Below are 20,772 nucleotides of genomic sequence, written 5' to 3' on the forward strand. Positions count from 1 at the left end.
CGAGAAGCCTAGTACTTTTCGGCCGAGTTTTCACGACTTTTTCTTCGGAAAATTTTGAAATGGTATGGACGCTTCCGAAGCGGTAAGACTAGGCTTGTTCCGGGGGCCGGTTGCGGTCCCGTTCACTCAAAGAGGAGGCAGCGATGACGCTTATCATTCACGCAGTAGGCGACGGCGATCTGGGGATCGACGTCTTTGCCAAAGGACACAAAGAAAAAGAAGAAGTTCTTAGGCAGCGAGAAAAGCGAATATGTCATTTGTGGACGCTCATTGATTCAGATGATTGTAAAAAACTTGCTAGCGCCATTTTTGATCTGGATTATTCCCCTTTAATCGATAATATTACTAATAGATTTCCTTACGCTTCTTTGCGGCAAATGTTCAGCCATATAGGCGGCAAAATAGACCGAAATAATGGGTATAAAACTGTTCGTTTGAGAATTCTCTACACGTCTTCGGGCGAAAGATCGACTGAAACAATCTTTGAAGTGCTGCAGGCGTCTCTTGAGAAGCTAAATGACGCTGGCCTGATACGAGACGTCTTCGGATTCGACTTAGAAGTGGATTCTGCCGAAAGCAGCTTAAAAGAGTCAGAAATGCAGGAAATGAAGATTGGAGTTGAGTACGGCGATGTACTTATCGATGGAATTTCGGGATCTCATAAAGTCGTTCTTTCTTTGCTAGGCAATGCAGATGCAGAAGGATTGTCCTGGTGCGTTCTAATAGCAACCTCGAAGCACAAAGTCAGAGAAATTAGTCGAGAAGACGCCGGTATCGGCGCATTTTACTGGTTGAGAAGCGTAGGACGCATAAAAGAATGTCTTGATATTGCACCGTCCATCAACATCGAATTGTCGGAAGACGAACTTAAAGAGATGAGAAGTATAGAAGAGAGCTTGGATCGTCTTCAAAAACTAGAAGATGGCATCAGCGAAAACGATCTAGGACGAGTTGCGTTGGTCGATATGGTACGCGCTGATGTCGGCGCAGGAATACCCGTGCGCGCTTGGATACAGAAGCACTATGAGAACTTGCTTCGGGACGAGGATCCGAAGGCTAGTTCTGTCTTCTGGTTGAAGGAGGGGCATGTTGAGGAAGGCTCTCCCTACTCGATCCAGGCGGGGGACGCAGTTAAGAATGCCGAACGCCGTTGTGAAATGATGGGCAGCAAGGCATACCGGGCCGATAAGTGGTTAGCTGGTCAGACGGACGGCAGGACCAGGATCTCTTTGCTTAATAAGGCCGGGAAGGACGCCACACACGAGGCACGTGAACCCTCGTCAGAGGACATCCAAGCGGTATTCAACTCGGAACTGCGTGAGATCGTGCCTTCGTGGATGAAACGCCCTGACAAAGGAAGCGTTTTAGTCGTTTTTGCCCAAGGCAATAAGAACCGACCTCCGACGGTTGTGCAGAAGATCCTGGGTCGAGAAGCGTCGCGTGAGATTGTGACTGCCTTTCCCCGCGCGACACTACGTGACAAACCCAGCATCCCCATAGATTTTATGATTTTGCATTCCTCAAACTGTCAGTCATGTGTGGCTGCCAAGGAATGTCGCGACTCAGTCCCTCAAAACATGTGGAATCGGTGGCAGAGAAATTCATTACCGACTTTGAAAATGTACGAGGATACGTCGGATACTGAGGAAACCGCATCGAAACATGCTGCATCACTGTCGACTGCGGCAGGCGCGGCTTCGGATAGATCGGCTGATGAGGTCTTTGACCAAGTAGAGCAAATCGTTCGTGAGAATCTTGAGCGAGTTAAGCCAGCGGTTGTGATACTAGGAGCGACGGGACAGAAGGAAGCGGTCTTTGGCGCATTGCGCGCGGCCAAATCGTGGTGTGCTATGCAGGCTGCTCCGCTTTTTCTTGTGAGTTTTGTCGACGAGGAAAGCAGCGGCAATCGATCGTCTTGGCCCGACCGAAAGGAGAATCAGCGCCAACAGGAACAGCCGAGGGCTTCTCAGCATGAGATCCAGCTTCATCGTTTTGCGATGGGGCGCGAATCCGAGAAAGCCCTGTTAGAGACAGCCTCCTCTTGTCTCGATAACTTCGAGCTTCTTTCTGCCATGAGAGTTCTAGCTGCGGGCGACGCTGATATGCGTAGCCTTTCAGAAGACTGCGAGTGCCTTCGAAACGGTTATCTTAGGGCATATAACGCGAAAAACACGGAAAAGGATCTGCACATCGAGACGATTCTTGGTGTTCTCGAAATGGTTAAGGAGCTATGGAGTTCGCAATCTCTCGGTGCGGATACGAGAGTTCGTCTTGCCGTTATGGTTGGAGAGATGCTTAAGCATTCTCCAGTGTCTAAGAAGAAAGTTGATGCGATACTGAATCGCCCCCTTCTGGGTTCTCAGTCGCAACGCTTTGGAAAAAGGGCTTCGCATAAATGTCTGTCGTCTCTTGATGAGTTGACCAGTCTCGAGATCAACGGACTCCAGTGTCTGTTTCAACTGGTTAGAAACCGAGTGGCTTTTGCTCACGGTGAGTTTACAGCCGATGGTGCTGTAAAAGCGCTTATGAAAGAGCGGAGGTTGGCTCTTGATTTCGACGATTACAAAGGATTGCTCGAGAAGATGATCGAGAGCATAAAAATACGCTTGAAGGGACTGGATCCGGTCTCGGAGTCTCAGGATGAGACCACAGACGAAAGTTCGGAAACAGGTTTAGACTCGTGGAAAAGCACTTATCAAAAGACCCGACGGAAGATCCGGAACAAGCTCTCCGCGCTGTCGAGCCCTTCTAAACGCTGATGTGGCACGCGCGGGAAAGATCCGTTGAGAGTCAATAGCTAGAGGTGGATGATGCAAGCCATCAACTCGTCCGACGCCGTCGCTCCGCAGCAGGGCACCGGCTTCACTCGCTTGAAAGACCCCAGTCAGATGCGGATGGTGCTGATCGTCGAAGCTGTTGCGCGTTCTGGCTGGGAAGCGACTTTTGGTGCCGAAAACCCGCTCAACAAAGGAACGGAGGCTGTGGGCGTCTGGGAGGCAAGGCCTTTCTCCGTCAAGGTCAAGGGGTCGAACAACTATTTGTATAGACGTAGCCGAGAGATGGGTTTTCGCCCCGAGGCTGCAAAACAGATTCTGGGGGAGGGCGTGCGCCGATCGCTTCGGCTGCCGGAACTTGTTGATCACGTCTGCGACGAAACGAGCCGCACAGCTCTGCGGATAGGCGCGCTCGAAGCGTTGTGGGTACAAAATGAGTCAGACGGGCGCAACAGCAGTGGGCGCAACGGGTGCAGGTTCCTTCTGGCCGTTCACGCCGTCGCCGGAACGCCGCAAGTCGGTGCCGTTGCGAACGTTTCGGAGCGCGCCGCCGCTGCGGGCACGTTGGAAAGCGGCGTCGCTGGAACGCCGGGAAACGCTGGAACGCCGGGAAACGCTGGAACGCCGGCAGGCTGCTCGCCAGACTATCCGAGTCTCTATCGAACATTGCGGTGGCGGGAAAAATTCCCAGAATTCGCGTCCACCCTCACCCGAATCCTTGAAACCCACGGCGGATGCCCGGCGGGCAGCGTCATGTTTCCCGGCGCGAACGCCGAATGCCCGTCCGATGTCCCCTCAATCTTCACGATAACGTGGGTGCCGTGCGCGGAAACCGCCGCGTGGATCCTCGCTTCCGACGTCGGAGGCGAGGACGCGGCCGCACGGCCCGCCGCTTCCCCCGCCGTTCCGGCCGCGGCTTCCGAGCTGCTGGGCGACCCCGCCGGCGCGGCTGTCGCCCTGGGCTTTCCCGCTGATCGGCCCGCCGGAGTCGCCGGGCAGGGCGGCTGCGATGCTAGCGCTGGCCGCAGTGCGAGTGACGGCCGACATGTCGGCGGTGAGGACGGTGCCCGTGGTCCCCGTGTTGGCCGCGGCGCGAGCGTTGCGGGTGGGGACCGCAGTGTCCGCGTTGGCTCCGATGCGAGCGTGGCGGGCACGGTCGGCAATGTCGGCGGTGCTGGTGTTGCGGGCGCGGTCGGCGATGCGGGCGACGCGGGCGCGGTTGGCAACGCGGGCGACGCGGAGCCATTGTTCCTCGAGGACCTCGGGGGACTGCAGCACGGGTTGCACGTGCCGGTCGCTGAAGAGGTTCTCGAGGAAATCCGGCAAGAGACCGAAGAGGCATGTGCGTCGGGCGGTGAAACGTCGGCGGCGTCCGGACGGCGCTTGCCCGGAGGGACAGCGCACAGACGGACGACGCCCGGACGGACGGCACCCGGAGAGACGGCACCTGGAGGGATGTCGCAAAGAGTGGCGATTCGCGGAGGATCCGTGCTGAGGGCCCCGTCTGGAAAAGCGACGTCAAGGAAGGCAGGCAGTGACGCGATGCCGAGCGACGTGTCGCTCGGCCGGGCTGCGGTTGCGGCGTCGGGCTGGAAATGGGGGTATCTACCCTCGCCGGAAGGCTTCGAGCTCGGGGAAGAAATCTGGGACGAGGCCAAGCGCGCGCTGCACAGGCTTTCGCGAAGCTGGGCGGTCAGCGTGTACCGCCACGGCGCGGCCTACCTGCAGCGGCGCGAGGATGATTTCTCGCTTTATGCGCTTCAGCGAATGTGCACGCGGCACGTGGACGTCTATCTTCTGACGCTTTTCAACCGCATCAGGGTGCGGACATTCTCCGAAAAGCTCGCGGCGCTCGCGGCAGAGCTGGAGGAGACGGCCAACGGCCTCTTTGCGGACCGGGGAAATGCGGCAGAAGGAAGCGCTTATCGCGTGGCGTCGGTTGGCGTCGCCCCTGGCTCGGGAGGCGAAATACCGCGAAACTCGGCGGAAACCGAGGAGGCGCTCGAACGTCTCATCGCAAAGGCCCTTGCGCTCGACAGTGACGCGGTCGCCTTCCTCGCCGCCGAATGGTGGACGAACGTCGACGTCGGATACGGGACTCAGACGGACAAAGTGCTCGAATGGGCGCAGAAAGCCGGGCGTCTTGACAGCGCCGTCGATCGCGTGGTGGAGCAGTCCCGGATGCTGCGCGACAGCGTGCAAACCCTGCTGGACCGTCAGGAACGCCAGATCGAGAAGCAGAACCAAGAGATCGAGCGGGAGCAGCAGCGCTCGGCGCGCGTCATGGAATGGGCGGTAGGGTGCCTCGCATTCATTGGAATGCCGATGACGGCGGTGCTCGAACTTTGGATCAACTGGGATTTGGACAACTATCCCGCGACGCGGGCCTTCTGGCCGTGGTGGCCGATTTTCATCGCGGGCATGCTCGGCTCGATCGTTTTCGGGTTGCTTGCGGTGCGGCGGCTGGGCAGGCGCTCGCGGCGCTCGGGCAGGCGCTCGCGGCGATCCGGCCGGTGAAGCGGCGCTTTGCGGGCGCAAGCAGCGCCGGGAGTGGAATGCTCGGCGGCCAGAGGCTTTCGCCGCAGCAGCGGGTGCAAGCGGCGACGCGTCACGCCGTCGGCTCGACCCTGAGCACACCCATGCCGAACCCGGTGTGAGAGCCGACGTTGGTGAATCGCGCCAGAGCCATGAGGCGCGAAAACAGCCGCACCTGGGATTCGTCGGCGTCGTCGCGCGCGCGAATCCGGAGGCTCCCCTCGGAGGCTTCGATTCGTCTCGCGGACAGACGGCCGCGTCCGCCGCCGGGAGGCATGCCGAGGCCGATGCGGACGATATGGGTGCGGTCTTCGACGGCGAAGGCCTCGGCGACGGCGGCCCGGTCGACGCGGTCGGGCGCCGTCGCGCGGTCCCATGCCCACCAGCGGTTTTGAAGGCTGGTGGCCAGCGACGCCGCTGTGATCTCGGGGATGTGCCGCCCCTTCGACGTGAAGACGACCGGCGTGAGGATGCGCACGTCCCACGCTGTGGCGGCGTCGGCGGCGGCAATGTCCTCCCAATTGACGCGTTCGAGCACCTGGGCTTCGAGCGCGGCAAGCGCGGCCGTCGACTCGCCTCCGTTTCCCACGTAGAGCACGCCGCCCCAGGCGAGCCAGGCGTCGAGCGGGTCGAGCAGCCTGTCGTCCAGCAAACGCAGTTCGACGCCGAATCTTCCCGGCGCTTGTGTCATGTCGCCGAGCGAATACGGCTTTGGACCGCCGACGTCGTGCGCGGGCCGCGCGGCGAGGGCGGGAATGCGGCGTGCGCGCTCGGTCGAAATTCCGGACGGAAGGTCGAAGATACGCCCGACGGCGGCGTGCAGGCGACGCGGCGTGGCATGGACGGCCCCCGGGGAGTCGAACTGGATGAACACTGTGCTCGGCATGCTTCTGTTCTACCCGGTATGCCGGCCTATGTTCTACCCGGTCCACCGTGGCTGCGCGGGGGGCAATCGATGGTGGCCTTGACTGCGGTGTTTACCGTGGCGTAGTCGTGAGGCGTCGGTTTTTCGGCTTGAGTTCGTTGGAAGTCGGTGGCGTACTGGTGGGTAGGGGCGTCGGCGGCGCTGGGGTGGTTTATGGCGGTTTTCTGCGGTTGTGTGGTTTAATTGGATCGGTGTGAGCCGGTCGAGTGTGGTGCTTCCTAGGTCGGCGGCGATTTCGCTTCGGTAAGCGGCGTTGTGGCGCTGTTTTTTGGGGGTGGAGTCGGAAAGCACCAAGCACCAGAAGGTGCATTGAGACTGGAAAATGATCAAACTGAACGGGTTAGTTTCTTGTCGGAAAGCACCAAGCACCAGAAGGTGCATTGAGACGGAAGGCTCAGGCCACGGGCAAAACTCGTTCGATCGTGTCGGAAAGCACCAAGCACCAGAAGGTGCATTGAGACCAAAACGGAGCTTCCTCAAAACCGAGATTCCGGTCGGAAAGCACCAAGCACCAGAAGGTGCATTGAGACCTATCTCAAGCACGAAGTGCTCGCCGGCCTAGGTGTCCGCCTGTCGGAAAGCACCAAGCACCAGAAGGTGCATTGAGACTTGACGCGTTCTTGACACAGCGCGGCACCCCTTCCGTCGGAAAGCACCAAGCACCAGAAGGTGCATTGAGACCCCGAGAACGGACTTATTCGTAGGTCTACGTTTGAGTCGGAAAGCACCAAGCACCAGAAGGTGCATTGAGACCGGAACTCGGCGTCGTGCAGCCTCCGCGGATGACGGGTCGGAAAGCACCAAGCACCAGAAGGTGCATTGAGACTCGATAAGATACACGCGCTCATTAACCTGCTTGAGCGCGCCCGTCGGAAAGCACCAAGCACCAGAAGGTGCATTGAGACAAAGCGCCTCGGCGTCTTGAATGCGCTTCTCAAGTCGGAAAGCACCAAGCACCAGAAGGTGCATTGAGACTGGCGGAATTTTTGTTACTAATGAGGGTTTCGTCGTCGGAAAGCACCAAGCACCAGAAGGTGCATTGAGACTGGATCCGCGCCGACTTCTGGGAGCGCGACGCCGAGGTCGGAAAGCACCAAGCACCAGAAGGTGCATTGAGACACAAGAATCGGAGTCACACAAACACCTCACTCGGCAAGTCGGAAAGCACCAAGCACCAGAAGGTGCATTGAGACTAGCCTTTGACCCCGCTCATGCCGACCGCCTCGCGAGTCGGAAAGCACCAAGCACCAGAAGGTGCATTGAGACCCGAAAGCCACGTCCGTCCCGCAGCCGATCGGCGAGGTCGGAAAGCACCAAGCACCAGAAGGTGCATTGAGACCCGGGAAGCATCCTCCCAAACTGAGCAACCGTTCAAGTCGGAAAGCACCAAGCACCAGAAGGTGCATTGAGACATGGGGTTGAACACCACGAAGACCGCCTCGTTGACCGTCGGAAAGCACCAAGCACCAGAAGGTGCATTGAGACCGGTCGCTGGCCAGCGAGGACGAGATCTTCACGGGTCGGAAAGCACCAAGCACCAGAAGGTGCATTGAGACTCTTCAGGTCGCCGTTGAGGTCTCCCATGGAGAAGTCGGAAAGCACTCAGCACCAGAAGGTGCATTGAGACAACCACTGGAAGACGACCTCGCTCCACGCGCCGAGTCGGAAAGCACTGAGCACCAGAAGGTGCATTGAGACGAAGAGGAACGGAGCGTTCTTGAGACGCTGGATCATGCCGGTCGGAAAGCACCAAGCACCAGAAGGTGCATTGAGATACGAGAGGCTGGCCCCGTTGCTGCCAGATCATCATCGCGTCGGAAAGCACTCAGCACCAGAAGGTGCATTGAGACGCGTCAGTATCGCCAATCAGCACCCATCCCTGACCAGGTCGGAAAGCACTGAGCACCAGAAGGTGCATTAAGACATCTCGATCTGCGGGCCGCACTCCTCGCACCACCCAGTCGGAAGGCACTGAGCGCCAGAAGGTGCATTAAGACTCTTCAGGTCGAGCATCCCGTGCCCCTTGTAATGTCGGAGAGCGCTGGTGCCTGAGCGCCAGAAGGTGCGTTGAGATTGGGGCGAAACCGATTCCCTGCACACGGAGTACAATCCACGCATGCGGAACCTTGCGAAACTAATAGCGGCATTGACGGCACTGACCTTCATGAGCGCATGCGGCACGACTCGGAGCAGCGAGAGCACTGCTCCGACGTCGGCCTCCGACGGTGACGTCGCAGCCACCCAGGAAGCCGAAAACGTTCATAAAATAGGCGAAATGCACCGCTACTCCGATGGGCTTGACGTCACCGTCCAGAAAATCGAGTCATTGCCCGAGGGAAGCCTTGATTCCGATGTCAACGGCAGCCCCGTTCTCATCACGATTATTGTCCGAAATGGCACCGGCAAGACCGTGGATACCGCCTCCTTCGGCGAATGGATCACAAGTGGCGGCGTTGAAGCTACCACCTACACTGACCCGGACATCGGCGCGCAAGACCCAACCTCAGATCTTCTGCCGGGCGGCACCATCACATACAAGGTGGCTGCTATCGTGAACGATCCGCAAGCGATTCAAATAGACTGGGGCAACTCGACGTTGGATCACCCACACTCGCATTGGATCTCGACGGGCAGCGTGGAGCGACAAACGGCTCATTGAGCCTCGGTAAAGCGTCTTGAACGCTTCCCGAACAGATTGGAGAGGCGTGACTCTCGTTAGAAGGTGGAAGGGTTCTAGAAGGCAGAGGGGGGGATCCTGACCGTCGATACAGATCAGGGGCCTAACCTTTGTTGTGGGTCGGAAGGGGCTGGTCCGCGTTTTGGACGCGTTGAATCCTGCACGTCGGGGTTGGGGATGATGATGTTCATGGTGTGCGAGGTTAGTTGCCGGTTTCCGTGTGTCAGACGGCCGGGCTGGTAGTGATGACGCTGGGTGCACCGGTTTGTGCAAGAAATTCGGGGCAACTTTGATTCATGAGAGCCGCCGGCTTTAGGCCGACAACGCCGTCGGCCGAGTCGTCCGACGCCGACCTGACACGGGAAACCCGGCGTCCTTCGCCTGTGAGCCCTTGCGGTTCATGATTTGGAGCTTTGCCATTTTTGTGCGCGAGTTCTCCGTGACGACGCTGCTTAGGACGGTGCTTTGGATGTCCCCTTCGACGTGCGCTGCCGAGATCGGCCGTCGCATCAGTCGCATACGCTCCTCGCTCTGTGGCTGCCAGTTTCCTGCGAATGACGAGGGGGCGACCGCTGCTGAACTCATAGTCCAAAGCCGTCCAGCATCCATGACACACGGACAAGATCTAGGAAAGGCGGGATCGGGAAGGCGGTAGTCCGTCGTTGGGACGGTTGGGTGTCTGGCTGTTGAATGCTTGCCTTGTGGTGCTTGCTATGTGTTTCGGTGTATCGACTTTGCTTCGATGCGCGGGAATCTTGGTTGTGCGCGTTTGCTGGTTATTTGCGATGGGGCGACTGTGCACGCTCGAATGCTGGGAAAGTTCCGGCAACAGGAGGCTTGCCGGCGTGGGCCTGTGAAAAACCGGAGCGGACAACGGGGCTTGGACCGTCGGTGACGCATGGCCGTTTAGTGGCGGAATCCTGCGAGAGCATGGTCTAATAGACATAGTGTTTGCCGACGAGTCGGGGCGCGTGAATCGCCCGTGGCGATTGCCGTCGAATAAACGGCACTGTGGCGCGGCTTGCGGAGATGTTAGTCGATAATCATCCAACACCAGAAGGTGCATTGAGACACTTCGGTGCCGTGCTCGAGCCGGTCCAAATCAAGCCGTCGGAAAGCATTGAGCACCAGAAGGTGCATTGAGACCCAGTCATGGTCGGTCCATGTCAGCGTCAACGTCCAGTCGCAAAGCACTGAGCACCAGAAGGTGCATTGAGACACGTTGAGGCGGTACGCGAAAATCTCCGGGGTCTCGTTGTCGGAAAGCACTGAGCGCCAGAAGGTGCATTGAGACAAGTCTCTATCCTCGGGGTTCATGTCCGTGTTCCGGTCGGAAAGCACTGAGCGCCAGAAGGTGCATTGAGACAAGACGTTCCTCGTATGTATGTCCGAGAACGCCATCGTCGGAAAGCGCTGTGCACCAAAAGGTGCATCAAGATCTGCTTGCCAGAGGTGAGCTGAATTTGTGCGGCGGCGCAGAAAGGGCGTGTGCCTCAAACACTCGAGGCGCACGCCCTATTGAGTAATCGACCGCTGGTTCCCATGAATGACGGCGGAGTTCCCGTCGCCCGAAGGCCCAGCTTATTTCCGCGTGGACTCCAGCGCTTCGCGCACCGCCTGCTTTTGGCGGGCCGAGGTCTGCACGCTCGGGTGCCGCGCATCCCAGTAGGAAATCGCGAGGGCCACGCTGATGAACGCCGCGAGCAAGGCGCACCCGGCGACCATCGCCGTGATGTAGCTTTGCCCGGCAAGGCTGTAGAACAGGCCCGTGCACGCCGCGGTTCCGATCGCCGTGGCGATGCGCTGGCCCGTCTGCATGATTCCCGACGCCGTCCCGCCGCTTTCCACCGGCACGTCGCGCAGTGAAAGCGCCTGATTGGGCGAAGTCACCCAGCCAATGCCGAAACCGACGATCGCCGCGCCGATCGCGAACCACCACACGCTCGCCCCGCGGCTCACGAACACCGCGGCCGCCGCGATCGCCGCAAGGCCCACCACGTTCAGGAAGATGCCGACGATCACGATCCTGCGGCCCCACCGCCACACGAGCCGCCCCGCCAGAGGCGCCGAAATCACCTGCGCCGCCGCCGTCGGAAGGGCCAGCATGCCCGAAACCAAGGCGGTTTCGCCCATTCCGCGCTGCACGAAGTCGGCGAGGATCACGCTCATCGACGTCGAACCCGCGAAGAAAACCGTGATCGTGGCCGTGCCCAAGGTGAATGTGCGAATTCGCAGAAGCCGCGGGTCCACCATCGGCTCCCCGCCGCGCGCATACAGCCTGTGCTCCCACATCCACCACAGGCCCACCAAGGCGAAGCCGACCGGCAGAAGCCACCACGTCCACGGCATCGTCGCCGCCGTCACGAACGGCAGCATGATCCCCACGATCGCGACCGAGAGCAAAACCGCGCCGACCGGGTCGAGCCTGCGCCACAGACGGCCGCGGCTTGCAGCGTCGATCGGCTCGCGGGGAATCCACTTGAGTGCCAGCAGGAACACGGTCGCGGCCACCGGCACGTTGAATCCGAGGGTCGCCCGCCAGCCGATCGACGCCGGCAGCAGTTCCAGGAACACCCCGCCCACGGTTGGTCCGATCGCCACCGCGACGCCCACCGTCGCCCCGAAGATCCCAAAAGCCTTCGCCCTCTCCTTGCCGCGATAATGCTGCTGGATCAAACCCCCCGTCTGCGGCGTGTAAATTCCCGCGCCGAAGCCCATGACGGCTCGTGCGACGTCAAGCATGAGGGCGTTCACAGCCAAGGCCGCCGCCGTCGACGCGATCGTGAAAATCAGCACCCCCGCTGCGAAAAGGCGGCCGCGCCCCAGAATGTCGCCCGCGCGCCCCGCCGCGACCAGGACGACGCCGATGGCCAGCGAGTACCCCGAAAGAGCCCACTGCATCTGGCTGGGTGAGGCGTCCAGCGCCGTTTTGATGGACGGCAGGGCGACATTGATGATGCTCACCGTGATGAGCGAGAGAAACAATCCGCTGATGAGGACGAAAAGAAGGCGCGCGCGGGCACGCCCATGTAAAACAGGGGGTTCTGAAGGCATGATGTATAAGCATATGCCCGTTCGACGGCGGTGCATGCCCGTCTGCGGTGGGAACTTGGTCACCGGGGCCTGCGCGGGCCACTGCCGAATCCGCTGACTGCCGCGGCCGTTAACTGTCGAGTCCGCTAACTGCCGCGGCCGTTAACTGCCGAATCCGCTGACTGCCGCGGCCTCGTCGTCGGCGCGCCGTTTCGCGCGTTCGCGGGCGTCCGGTTCGCCCTCGCACAACTGTCGGAGGGCTCGCATACGCTTGATGCATGGATGCCGATGCCGTCGGCGCCCCCGCCTTCGACGGGGCCGCCGTGCCCTTCGAAGGGGCCGATGCCGCGCCCCTTGACGTCGCCGCGACTCTGCGGAAAGACCTGCGCGCGTACACCCTCGCGGCGGTCGAGCAGCTGCTCGGCCCCGAGGCCCTCGCCGCCGTGCGCCGCGAACAGCGCGTTCCCGCATTGGCTCGGGCGCGGGCGATTGCGGAAGGAGGGAGGCCCGCCGGCACCGGCGTCGTCGGCTTCGAAGGCCGGAAGGCTGCTGACATCGCTGGTTCTGAAGGTCTGAAGGCTGCCGACATGGCCGGTTCTGAAGGTCGGAAGGCTGTCTGCACGGCAGAGTTTGAAGGCCGGAACGCCGTCAATGCGGACGACGTCCGGCTCGCCAATCTCACCAGGCTTTTCATGCTCGGCGACCGGCTCGGCGAGGGGGAAATTGCGGCGGCCCTTCCCGCGACTTGGGCGCGCGGACGCGTGGGCGCGGTCGTCAAAGACGGGCGCGCTCTCTTTCAGATCGTTCCCGCGCCGATTCCCGGGCATCTGCAAATCTTTAGATCTGCGGCGGACTCTCGGTCGGCACCCGAATCTTCGTTCGTGCAGGAGCCAGTTTCGCCGCCTTCGCTTCATCGCGCGGCTGCTGTGGACGCTCGGCGACGCGACGACGTCCTCATCGCCTCCGACTGGGGCGAGCTGGCGGGCGCGATTCCGGGACCGGACCACGTCATGCCCGTCGGGGGAGCCACGCGGACGCTCGCGGCGCTGGCGGCCTACGGCGCGGACGAGCGGGTGCTCGACGTCGGAACCGGCTGCGGATACCACGCCATTCTCGCCGCCCTGTGCGGCGCGCGGGTGACGGCCACCGACGTTTCCGCCCGCGCGCTCGGCTACGCGCGATTCAACGCGGCCCTCGCGGGGGCGGAGATCGACTTCCGGCACGGTTCGCTGCTGGAGCCCGTGCGCGGTCCGAGGTCTGACCTTGCGGATGCCGTGGATTCCTTGGATTCTTTGGATTCCTTGAGCGCCGCGTGCGAGCGGTACGACGTCGTCGTCTCGAATCCGCCGTTCGTCATCACGCCGGAAGCCGTCCGCGCGGACGGCGTTCGCACATATCGCGACGGCGGACGCGAAGGCGACTCGCTGCTAGCGGAACTCGTCGGCGAGCTCCGCGACGTGCTGGCGCCCGGAGGCCGAGCGTGGATGCTGGGCAACTGGGAGATCAAGGCGTCCTACGCGGTTCTGGATCGGTCGCTTGGCTCTGCTTCGGAGCTGTTGTCCGACGCGGCTCCGGATCAGTCGCTTGGCTCTGCTTCGGACCTGTCGTGCGACGCGGCTCCGGATCAGTCGCTTGGCTCTGCTTCGGGCCGGTTGTCCGACGCAGCTCCGGATCGGCCGTTTGACGCCGTTCCCGATTGGGCTCGCGGCCCGGCGGCCTGGATTCCCGATGGCCTTGACGCTTGGGTGATCCAGCGCGAGGTCCTCACGCCGCCCGACTACGCGGAAATGTGGCTGCGCGACGGAGGACAGACGCCGCGCGACCGCGGCTACGAGGAGGCCTACGCCGCCTGGCTTGAAGACTTCGCGCGCAGGGGCGTGGTCGGCGTCGGCATGGGATACATTTCCGTGCGTGCGCCGGAGGGAGACGCGGGGGATTCGAACGCGGGGGATTCGAACGCGGGGGATTGGGACGCGGCTGGTTCGAACGCAGCCGGTTCGAACGCGAGGGACTGGGAGACGGCCGGTTCGAACGCGGGGGATTCGGCGAAACGCCGTCCGTGGCGGCGCTTCGAAGAGCTCTCCGGCCCCTCGCCGATCGACCTGCACGGGTACGTCGAGGGCGTCTGGGCGCACCGCGACCTGCTGCGCGCCGGCGACTCCGCGCTCCTCGCCGCCCGCCTCGCCTGCCGCGGCGTCGAACACCGCCTCCACGCCCCGGGGCAGCCCGAACCGTTCATGCTCAAACTCGCCCAAGCGGCCGGATTCGCGGCCGAGGTCCAAGTGACGAGCGCGGTTGCCGGCGTCGTCGGCGCGTGCGACGGCGAACTGACCCTCGGCGCCCTGTGCGACGCCGTCGCCCAACTCCTCGGCGAGCCCGCCGAAGACGTGCGCACCGAGGTGCTCCCCGCCGTCCGCGAGCTTGTCGGCCTCGGGATCTTGGTCTCCGGAGAGCCTTCGACGGTCGCATGATCTAGAGCCCGACGTCGCGATCCCGGAATCGCGGTCTCTACTTCGTGGCTTCTCAATTGTCACGTCTGCGGCAATTCCCCAGGGCCAGTCAAACATTTCCGCCGTCTTCCGGCGTTTAAACGGCCCTTGGCGCTCACTCGAAGCGCCGCAGCGCCCCGCGCAGCTCGGCCAGAATGGCCGCGCCGGCGTCGGCGTCGGGGCATCCGATCCGGCGGAAAGTCTGGCCCCCGGCCTTGTAGAAGGCGTCGGCGTTGAGGACGTCCATCTCGTAGATCGTCTCCAGGCAGTCGGCCATGAAGCCCGGATTGGCGACGATCACGTGGCGCACGCCCTCGCGCGGGAGGCGGGCCATCGTGTCGATAGTCGCGGGCCGCAGCCAGCGGTCGGGCCCGAACTTCGACTGAAACGTCGAGCGCCACGGGACGTTCACGCCGAGATCCGCGAGGCGCGCCGCGATCGCGCGGGCCGTGGCCTCGCATTCGGCGGCGTATCGGGCGGGCTGGTGGGGGCGCCTGTCAGGCAGCCCGTGCCAGGAGAAGACGAGCATGTCGGCGTCGCCCTCCTCCAAGGCGTTCGCTATGCGCGTGACGTGCCAGTCGACGTACCCGGGCAGCTCCGGCCACGACCTCGCCGCGCGAACCCGCGGCACGCGCCCGAAACGCTCGCGGGAAACCCTCAGCGCGGCGTCGAGCCTGTCGGCCACCGACCCCACCGTGGCCGGCGCGAACTGCGGATACGTGGGAAGCACCGTGATCTCGTCCAGGCGCGAGGCCATCTCGGCGAACGTCTCGACGAAGCTAGGACTGCCGTACTGGTATCCCACGCGCACCTCGCAATCGGGCAGAAGCTCGGCGAGCCTCGCGACCTGCCCCTCCGTGATCACGCGCAGGGGAGAGCCGTCCGCCCAGATGTCTTCGTACTGTTCCAGCACCTTGCCCGGGCGGCGTTTGAGAATCGGGCCGCGCAGCACCGGCTGCCACAGGAAGTCCGGCAGGTCCACAACGCGCTTGTCCGAAAGGAACTCGCCCAAGAACTCGGCGATCGCACGGGTGCTCGCCTCTGTGGGAGTCCCCAAGGCGACGACGATCACGCCTTCGCGTGTTACGCCGGATTTCGGCGAGTTTTCGCGCATATGAGAGAACTCTCCTCGTGTGTGTCCCAAACCGCTGCAACAGTGTATCCCGTCATTGACGGCGTGGCACAAATGGCGGGGTGTCGGCAAATGGGGTTATGGTGGCGCCAGCAACCCCTCCGTCGTCCTGAAGGAAACAGCGTGAGCAAACTTGTGATCGTGGAGTCTCCAGCGAAGGCTCGCACCATCAGCGGCTATCTCGGATCGGACTACTCCGTAGAGGCCTCCGTCGGCCATATTCGCGACCTCCCCCAGCCCTCCGAGCTGCCCGCGTCGATGAAAAAGGGCCCCTACGCGAAGTTCTCCGTGGACATCGAAGCGGGCTTCGAGCCCTACTACGTGATCGACCCCGACAAGAAGAAGAAGGTCGCCGAGCTGAAAAAGCTGCTCAAAGAGGCCGACGAACTGCTGCTCGCAACCGACGAGGACCGCGAAGGCGAGGCCATCGCCTGGCATCTGAACGAGGTGCTCAAGCCGAAGGTCCCGGTCAAGCGCATGGTGTTCCACGAGATCACGCCGGAGGCCATCGCCAGGGCGCTCGACAATCCCCGCCAGCTCGATGCGCAGCTGGTGGACGCCCAGGAATCGCGCCGCATCCTCGACCGCCTCGTGGGCTACGAGGTCTCGCCCCTCCTGTGGCGCAAGGTCTCGCCCGGGCTCTCGGCCGGGCGAGTGCAGTCGGTGGCCACGCGGCTGGTCGTCTCGCGCGAACGCGAGCGCATGGCCTTCGTCGCCGCCTCCTACTGGGACGTGACGGCGGTTTTCGCCAAGGAGAAGCAGGACTTTTCGGCCAAGCTCACAGCCCTCGACTCCGTGCGTGTCGCCGCGGGCAGGGACTTCGACGACGCCGGAAAACTCACCGCCAAGGCCGCCAAGGAAGGCGTGCGGGCCCTCGGCAAGGACGACGCCGAACAGCTCGCCGCGGCCCTCGAAGGCGCGGACGCTACGGTCGCCTCCGTCGAGACGAAGCCGTACACCCGCCGACCGGCCGCGCCTTTCACGACGTCGACCCTCCAGCAGGAGGCCTCCCGCAAGCTTCGCATGAGCTCGCGCGACGCCATGCGCACGGCCCAGTCGCTCTACGAAAACGGCTACATCACGTACATGCGAACCGACTCGACCAACCTTTCCGAGCAGGCGGTTTCGGCTGCCAGAAGCCAGATTCGGGAGATGTACGGGCAGGAGTCGCTGCCGGACAAGCCTAGGCTGTACGCGACGAAGTCCAAGGGCGCGCAGGAGGCCCACGAGGCGATCCGGCCCGCCGGCGACCATTTCCGCACGCCCGCCCAGGTCAAGGGCGATCTGACGGCCAGCCAGTTCGCGCTCTACGAGCTCATCTGGAAACGCACGGTGGCCTCGCAGATGGCCGACGCCCGCGGCCAGACCGCCTCCGTCCGCGTCAACGTCGGCGTCGCCGGGGCCGCCGGGGCGCGCGAGGCGACGTTTGCGGCGTCGGGAACGATCATCACCTTCCCCGGCTTCATGGCCGTTTACCAGGAGTCGGCCGACGCGAAGCGGTACGAGGACCGCGAGAACGCGCGCCTGCCGGAGGTCAAGGAGGGGGAGGCCCTGCGCACGCTCGAGGCGGCCGCGGACGGCCACGCGACCCTGCCTCCGCCGCGCTACACCGAGGCCTCGCTCGTCAAGCGCATGGAGGAGCTTGGGATCGGGCGCCCGTCCACATACGCCGCCACGATCTCGACCATCACCGACCGCGGGTACGTCGACCGCCGCGGCCAGGCGCTCGTGCCCACGTGGACGGCCTTTTCGGTTGTGCGCCTGCTGGAGGAGAATCTTCCCGAGCTGGTCGATTACGACTTCACGGCCGACATGGAGACCGAGCTCGACCGCATCGCATCCGGCGAAGAGCGGCGGATCGAATATCTCACGCGCTTTTGGAAGGGCCAGGAGGGGCGGCTCGGCCTCGAAGGGCAGGTCGAGAGCCTGGGGGACATCGACGCGAAGGCCATCAACTCGATCGACCTCGGCGAGGGCGTGGTTCTGCGCGTGGGCCGCTACGGGCCGTACGTCCAGGAGGAGCGCGAGGGCGCGGAAGCCCGCAACGCCTCCGTCCCCGATTCCATCGCCCCCGACGAGCTGACCCTGGCCAAGGCCCGCGAGCTGCTCGACAAAAGCAGTTTCGACGGGCGCGAATTGGGGGTGGACCCCGAAACCGGGCGCAAGGTGCTGGCCAAAGCGGGGCGTTTCGGCCCGTACGTCACCGATGTGCCGAAAGAGGGCGAAGTGGCGCTCACGCCCACCGGCCGCCCGTCGAAGAAGCCGCCCAAACCGCGCACGGCCTCCCTTTTCTCCTCGATGGCGCTCGAATCGGTCACGCTCGAGGACGCGCTCAAGCTGCTTTCGCTTCCGCGCGTCGTGGGCGACGACGGCGACGAGACGATCCTGGCCCACAACGGCCGCTACGGGCCGTACCTGACCCGCGGCAAGGATTCGCGGTCGCTGGCCAGCGAGGACGAGATCTTCACGGTCACCCTCGACCAGGCCAAAGAGCTCTTTGCCCAGCCCAAGCAGCGGCGCGGCGCCACGGCGAAGGAGCCCCTGCGCGAGCTGGGAACCGACCCCGTCGCGGGCGTCACGGTTCTGCTCAAGGACGGCCGCTTCGGCCCGTACGTCACCGACGGCACGACGAACGCCTCCCTTCGCCGCGAGGACGACCCGCTGACGATCACGCCCGAGCGCGCCTACGAGCTGCTCGCCGACCGGCGAGCCAAGGGCCCGGCGAAGAAGCCTGCCAGAAAAAAGGCCTCGGCCAAGACCTCGTCGAAAACCGCGTCAAAGTCGGCGTCGAAAACCGCGTCCGGCAAGTCGGCGTCGAAGTCCGCCTCCGGCAAGGCCTCTTCGAGCAAAGCGGCCTCCAAGGCTGCCTCGGGCACAACCGCCTCGGGCAAGGCGGCGAGCGCAGGGAAGGCTTCGACGAAGTCTGCGGGCGCGAAGGCATCCGCTTCGAAAACCGGCGCCGCGAAAACAGCCTCCTCGAAAGCCGCTGCCAAAAAATCCGCAGCCAGGTCGTCTGCGGCGGCCGCCGCCAAGGACGAGAAGTAGCCGATGTTCATCACTTTCGAGGGCGGCGACGGATCGGGCAAGACCACCCAGATGCAGTTGCTCGCCGAATGGCTGCGCGGGCGCGGCTTCGACGTCGTCACAACCAGAGACCCCGGCGGAACCGAGCTCGGGCGCCATATCCGCAAGCTGCTCCTGCACGGCGGCGACGTCTCTCCGAGGGCAGAGGCCTTGCTGTACGCGGCGGACAGGGCGCACAACGTCGCGACGGTCGTGCGCCCGGCCCTGGATCGGGGCGCGATCGTTCTCGCCGACAGGTACATCGATTCCTCCGCCGCCTACCAGGGCGCCGGGAGGACGCTCGGCGAGGACGAGGTGCGCGGCCTGTCGCTGTGGGGCACGGAAGGGCTCATGCCCGACCTGACCGTTTTCCTCGACCTTCCCGCCGAGGCGCTCGCCTCCCGTCTCGGCGGCTCGTTCGACAGGATCGAGGCGGCGGGCGCGCGGTTCCACGAGGACGTCCGCAGGGCATACCTCCGATTCGCCGCGGCCGAACCCGAACGCTGGTTCACCGTGGACGCGACGGAGCCGCGTGAGCGGATCGCCGAAACGGTCCGCGCACGCGTGGCCGAGGCGTTGGAAGCCGAAGGCCGCCGGCCCGGGGGCGGCGAGCCGTGAGCGTCTTCGACGAGCTGGTGGGGCAGCGGGCCGTGCGCGCCCAGCTTGAAAAAGCCGCCGCGGCCGCTCGCGAGCTGGCCGGGAAGACCGCCGCCGGGGCCGATTCGGCCATGGCCCAAGCCTGGCTCGTCACAGGGCCGCCGGGTTCGGGCAGGTCGGTCGCGGCCAGGGCATTTGCCGCGGCCCTCGAATGCACCGGACCGGAACCCGGGTGCGGCCAATGCCACGCCTGCCACACGGTAATGGAAGGCAAGCACCCCGACGTCGAATCGGTGGCGACCCGCGGAGTCTTCATCACCGTCGAGCGCACGCGCGAGCTTGTCGGCAGGTCGTATGTCTCCCCGGGAAGCGGTCCGTGGCGCGTCGTCGTCATCGAAGACGCCGACAGGATGCTCGAGCGCACCACGAACGTGCTGCTCAAAGCGATCGAGGAGCCTCCGCCGTTCACCGTGTGGATGCTGTGCACGCCCTCGCCCGAAGACGTCATGACGACGATCCGCTCGCGCTGCCGCGAAGTCAGCCTGGCCGTTCCAAGCCCGCAGGACGTCGCCGATCTGCTCGTTCGCCGCGACGGCGTTCCCCCGGAACGGGCGCTCGACGCTGCGCTCGCAGCTCAATCGCACGTCGGCCGCGCGAGAGCCCTCGCCACCGACGCACAGGCCGCCCGCGAACGCGCCTACATTCTCACCGAGACGCTCTCGATCCGAGGCGCGGGCGACGCCGTGCTGGCCGCTCACCGCATTCTCAACTACAGCCCAGAGGCCGCCGAGGCCCTCCTCGGCCCCGCCGCGAGCTTCGACGCGGGGCCGCGCGCCGGAGAGGCGGGGCCGCAGGCCGATCACGACGGCGAATCGGGCGGACGCGACGGAATCGGTTCGGGCAGTCGCGGCGGCGGGCGCGGCCGGAACTCCGCCTCGACCGCGAAATCGGGAAAAAAGCCCGCCAAAAAGAAGTCCGGGGCCAAAGCCGTCAGCGACGCCCTGGCCGCCCAGTTCGCCGAGGAGGAGGCCGAGCTGCGCCGATCCCTCGGCGTCGAAGAAGGGGGGCGCGTCCCTCCCGCCGTGTCCGCGCAGATAACCGCCCTGCGCGAGGACCAAAAGCGCCGCGCCACCCGCGCCCAGCGCGACAGGCTCGATCGCGCCCTCGTCGACCTTCTCTCGCTCTACAGGGACGTCCTCACGGTCCAGCTGGGGGCCGACGTCGCCCTCGTCAACCGCGACTTCGCCGACCGGATCGCCGAGGTCGCCGCGAGCACCTCGGCCGAGCAGTCGATTCGCCGGATGGACGCGATCTCGCAGGCTCGCACGCGCTTGGCGGGAAACGTCGCGCCGCTGCTCGCGCTCGAGGCGATGATGGTCGGCCTCCGCCCGCAGGGCTGACACCCGCCGATTCCCGCAGGGCTGACGGGCCGACGCCCGCGACCGCCCGCAGGGCTGACACTCGTCACGGTCTGCAGGGACGTCGACTGCCGCCGGATTCGGGACTGGCGCCCGCCTCGGCGTGAACTTCAACCCATCCGGCCGGCT

11 protein-coding genes and 1 CRISPR repeat array are annotated in these 20,772 nt (G+C 63.7%); of the genes, 7 read left to right on the plus strand and 4 right to left on the minus strand.

The genetic code is table 11. From position 1 onward, the window contains the following. The first annotated feature begins 143 nt into the window (after window positions 1-143). Window positions 144-2,759: a hypothetical protein gene (locus A4H34_RS03370; RefSeq protein ID WP_156510237.1), complete on the plus strand. Its 2,616-nt coding sequence runs from the start codon at window positions 144-146 to the stop codon at window positions 2,757-2,759. Window positions 2,760-3,569: 810 nt separating this feature from the next. Here A4H34_RS03370 and A4H34_RS03375 read toward each other — a convergent pair. Then, entirely contained in the window at window positions 3,570-4,061 is a 492-nt protein-coding gene (locus A4H34_RS03375) for a hypothetical protein (RefSeq protein ID WP_197480404.1), read from the minus strand. Between the two features lie 255 nt (window positions 4,062-4,316). On the opposite strand from A4H34_RS03375, the gene A4H34_RS03380 reads away from it, so the two are divergent. Then, the gene (locus tag A4H34_RS03380) at window positions 4,317-5,291 is read left to right on the plus strand and encodes a hypothetical protein (RefSeq protein WP_064231078.1); all 975 of its coding nucleotides are present in this window, start codon (window positions 4,317-4,319) and stop codon (window positions 5,289-5,291) included. 91 nt (window positions 5,292-5,382) lie between these two features. Here the strand turns inward: A4H34_RS03380 and cas6 are convergent, their stop codons facing one another. Beyond that, window positions 5,383-6,195 (minus strand): CRISPR system precrRNA processing endoribonuclease RAMP protein Cas6, encoded by an 813-nt coding sequence (gene cas6, locus A4H34_RS03385; RefSeq protein WP_064231079.1) that lies wholly within the window; start codon window positions 6,193-6,195, stop codon window positions 5,383-5,385. 318 nt (window positions 6,196-6,513) lie between these two features. After that, window positions 6,514-8,231: a CRISPR direct-repeat array (repeat unit 37 nt; unit sequence GTCGGAAAGCACCAAGCACCAGAAGGTGCATTGAGAC). Between the two features lie 119 nt (window positions 8,232-8,350). Between cas6 and A4H34_RS10895 the strand changes: the two genes are divergently transcribed. Then, the gene (locus tag A4H34_RS10895) at window positions 8,351-8,893 is read left to right on the plus strand and encodes a hypothetical protein (RefSeq protein WP_064231080.1); all 543 of its coding nucleotides are present in this window, start codon (window positions 8,351-8,353) and stop codon (window positions 8,891-8,893) included. Between the two features lie 1,599 nt (window positions 8,894-10,492). Here A4H34_RS10895 and A4H34_RS03405 read toward each other — a convergent pair. Further along, on the minus strand, window positions 10,493-11,965 hold the full coding sequence (locus A4H34_RS03405; RefSeq protein WP_064231083.1) for an MFS transporter: 1,473 nt from the start codon (window positions 11,963-11,965) through the stop codon (window positions 10,493-10,495). 257 nt (window positions 11,966-12,222) lie between these two features. Between A4H34_RS03405 and A4H34_RS11360 the strand changes: the two genes are divergently transcribed. Continuing rightward, window positions 12,223-14,415: a DUF7059 domain-containing protein gene (locus tag A4H34_RS11360; protein ID WP_064231084.1), complete on the plus strand. Its 2,193-nt coding sequence runs from the start codon at window positions 12,223-12,225 to the stop codon at window positions 14,413-14,415. 133 nt (window positions 14,416-14,548) lie between these two features. Here A4H34_RS11360 and hemH read toward each other — a convergent pair whose 3' ends face one another. Then, window positions 14,549-15,547 (minus strand): ferrochelatase, encoded by a 999-nt coding sequence (hemH, locus tag A4H34_RS03415; protein ID WP_064231085.1) that lies wholly within the window; start codon window positions 15,545-15,547, stop codon window positions 14,549-14,551. A gap of 141 nt (window positions 15,548-15,688) precedes the next feature. Between hemH and topA the strand changes: the two genes are divergently transcribed. Genes topA through A4H34_RS11210 form a run of 3 tightly spaced genes read left to right on the plus strand, consistent with a single transcriptional unit; the run spans window position 15,689 to window position 20,625 of the window. Further along, window positions 15,689-18,610 carry a type I DNA topoisomerase gene (topA, locus tag A4H34_RS03420; protein WP_064231086.1) on the plus strand — a complete coding sequence of 974 codons (2,922 nt, stop codon included), beginning with the start codon at window positions 15,689-15,691 and terminating at the stop codon, window positions 18,608-18,610. A gap of 3 nt (window positions 18,611-18,613) precedes the next feature. Beyond that, complete coding sequence (tmk, locus tag A4H34_RS03425; protein WP_064231087.1) at window positions 18,614-19,246, plus strand: dTMP kinase; 633 nt, start codon at window positions 18,614-18,616, stop codon at window positions 19,244-19,246. After that, complete coding sequence (locus A4H34_RS11210) at window positions 19,243-20,625, plus strand: DNA polymerase III subunit delta' (RefSeq protein WP_064231088.1); 1,383 nt, start codon at window positions 19,243-19,245, stop codon at window positions 20,623-20,625. Before tmk ends, A4H34_RS11210 begins: the two co-directional genes overlap by 4 nt. The last annotated feature ends 147 nt before the right edge of the window (window positions 20,626-20,772 follow it).

The sequence above is a fragment of the Peptidiphaga gingivicola genome (assembly GCF_001652275.1).
GTDB lineage: Bacteria > Actinomycetota > Actinomycetes > Actinomycetales > Actinomycetaceae > Peptidiphaga > Peptidiphaga gingivicola.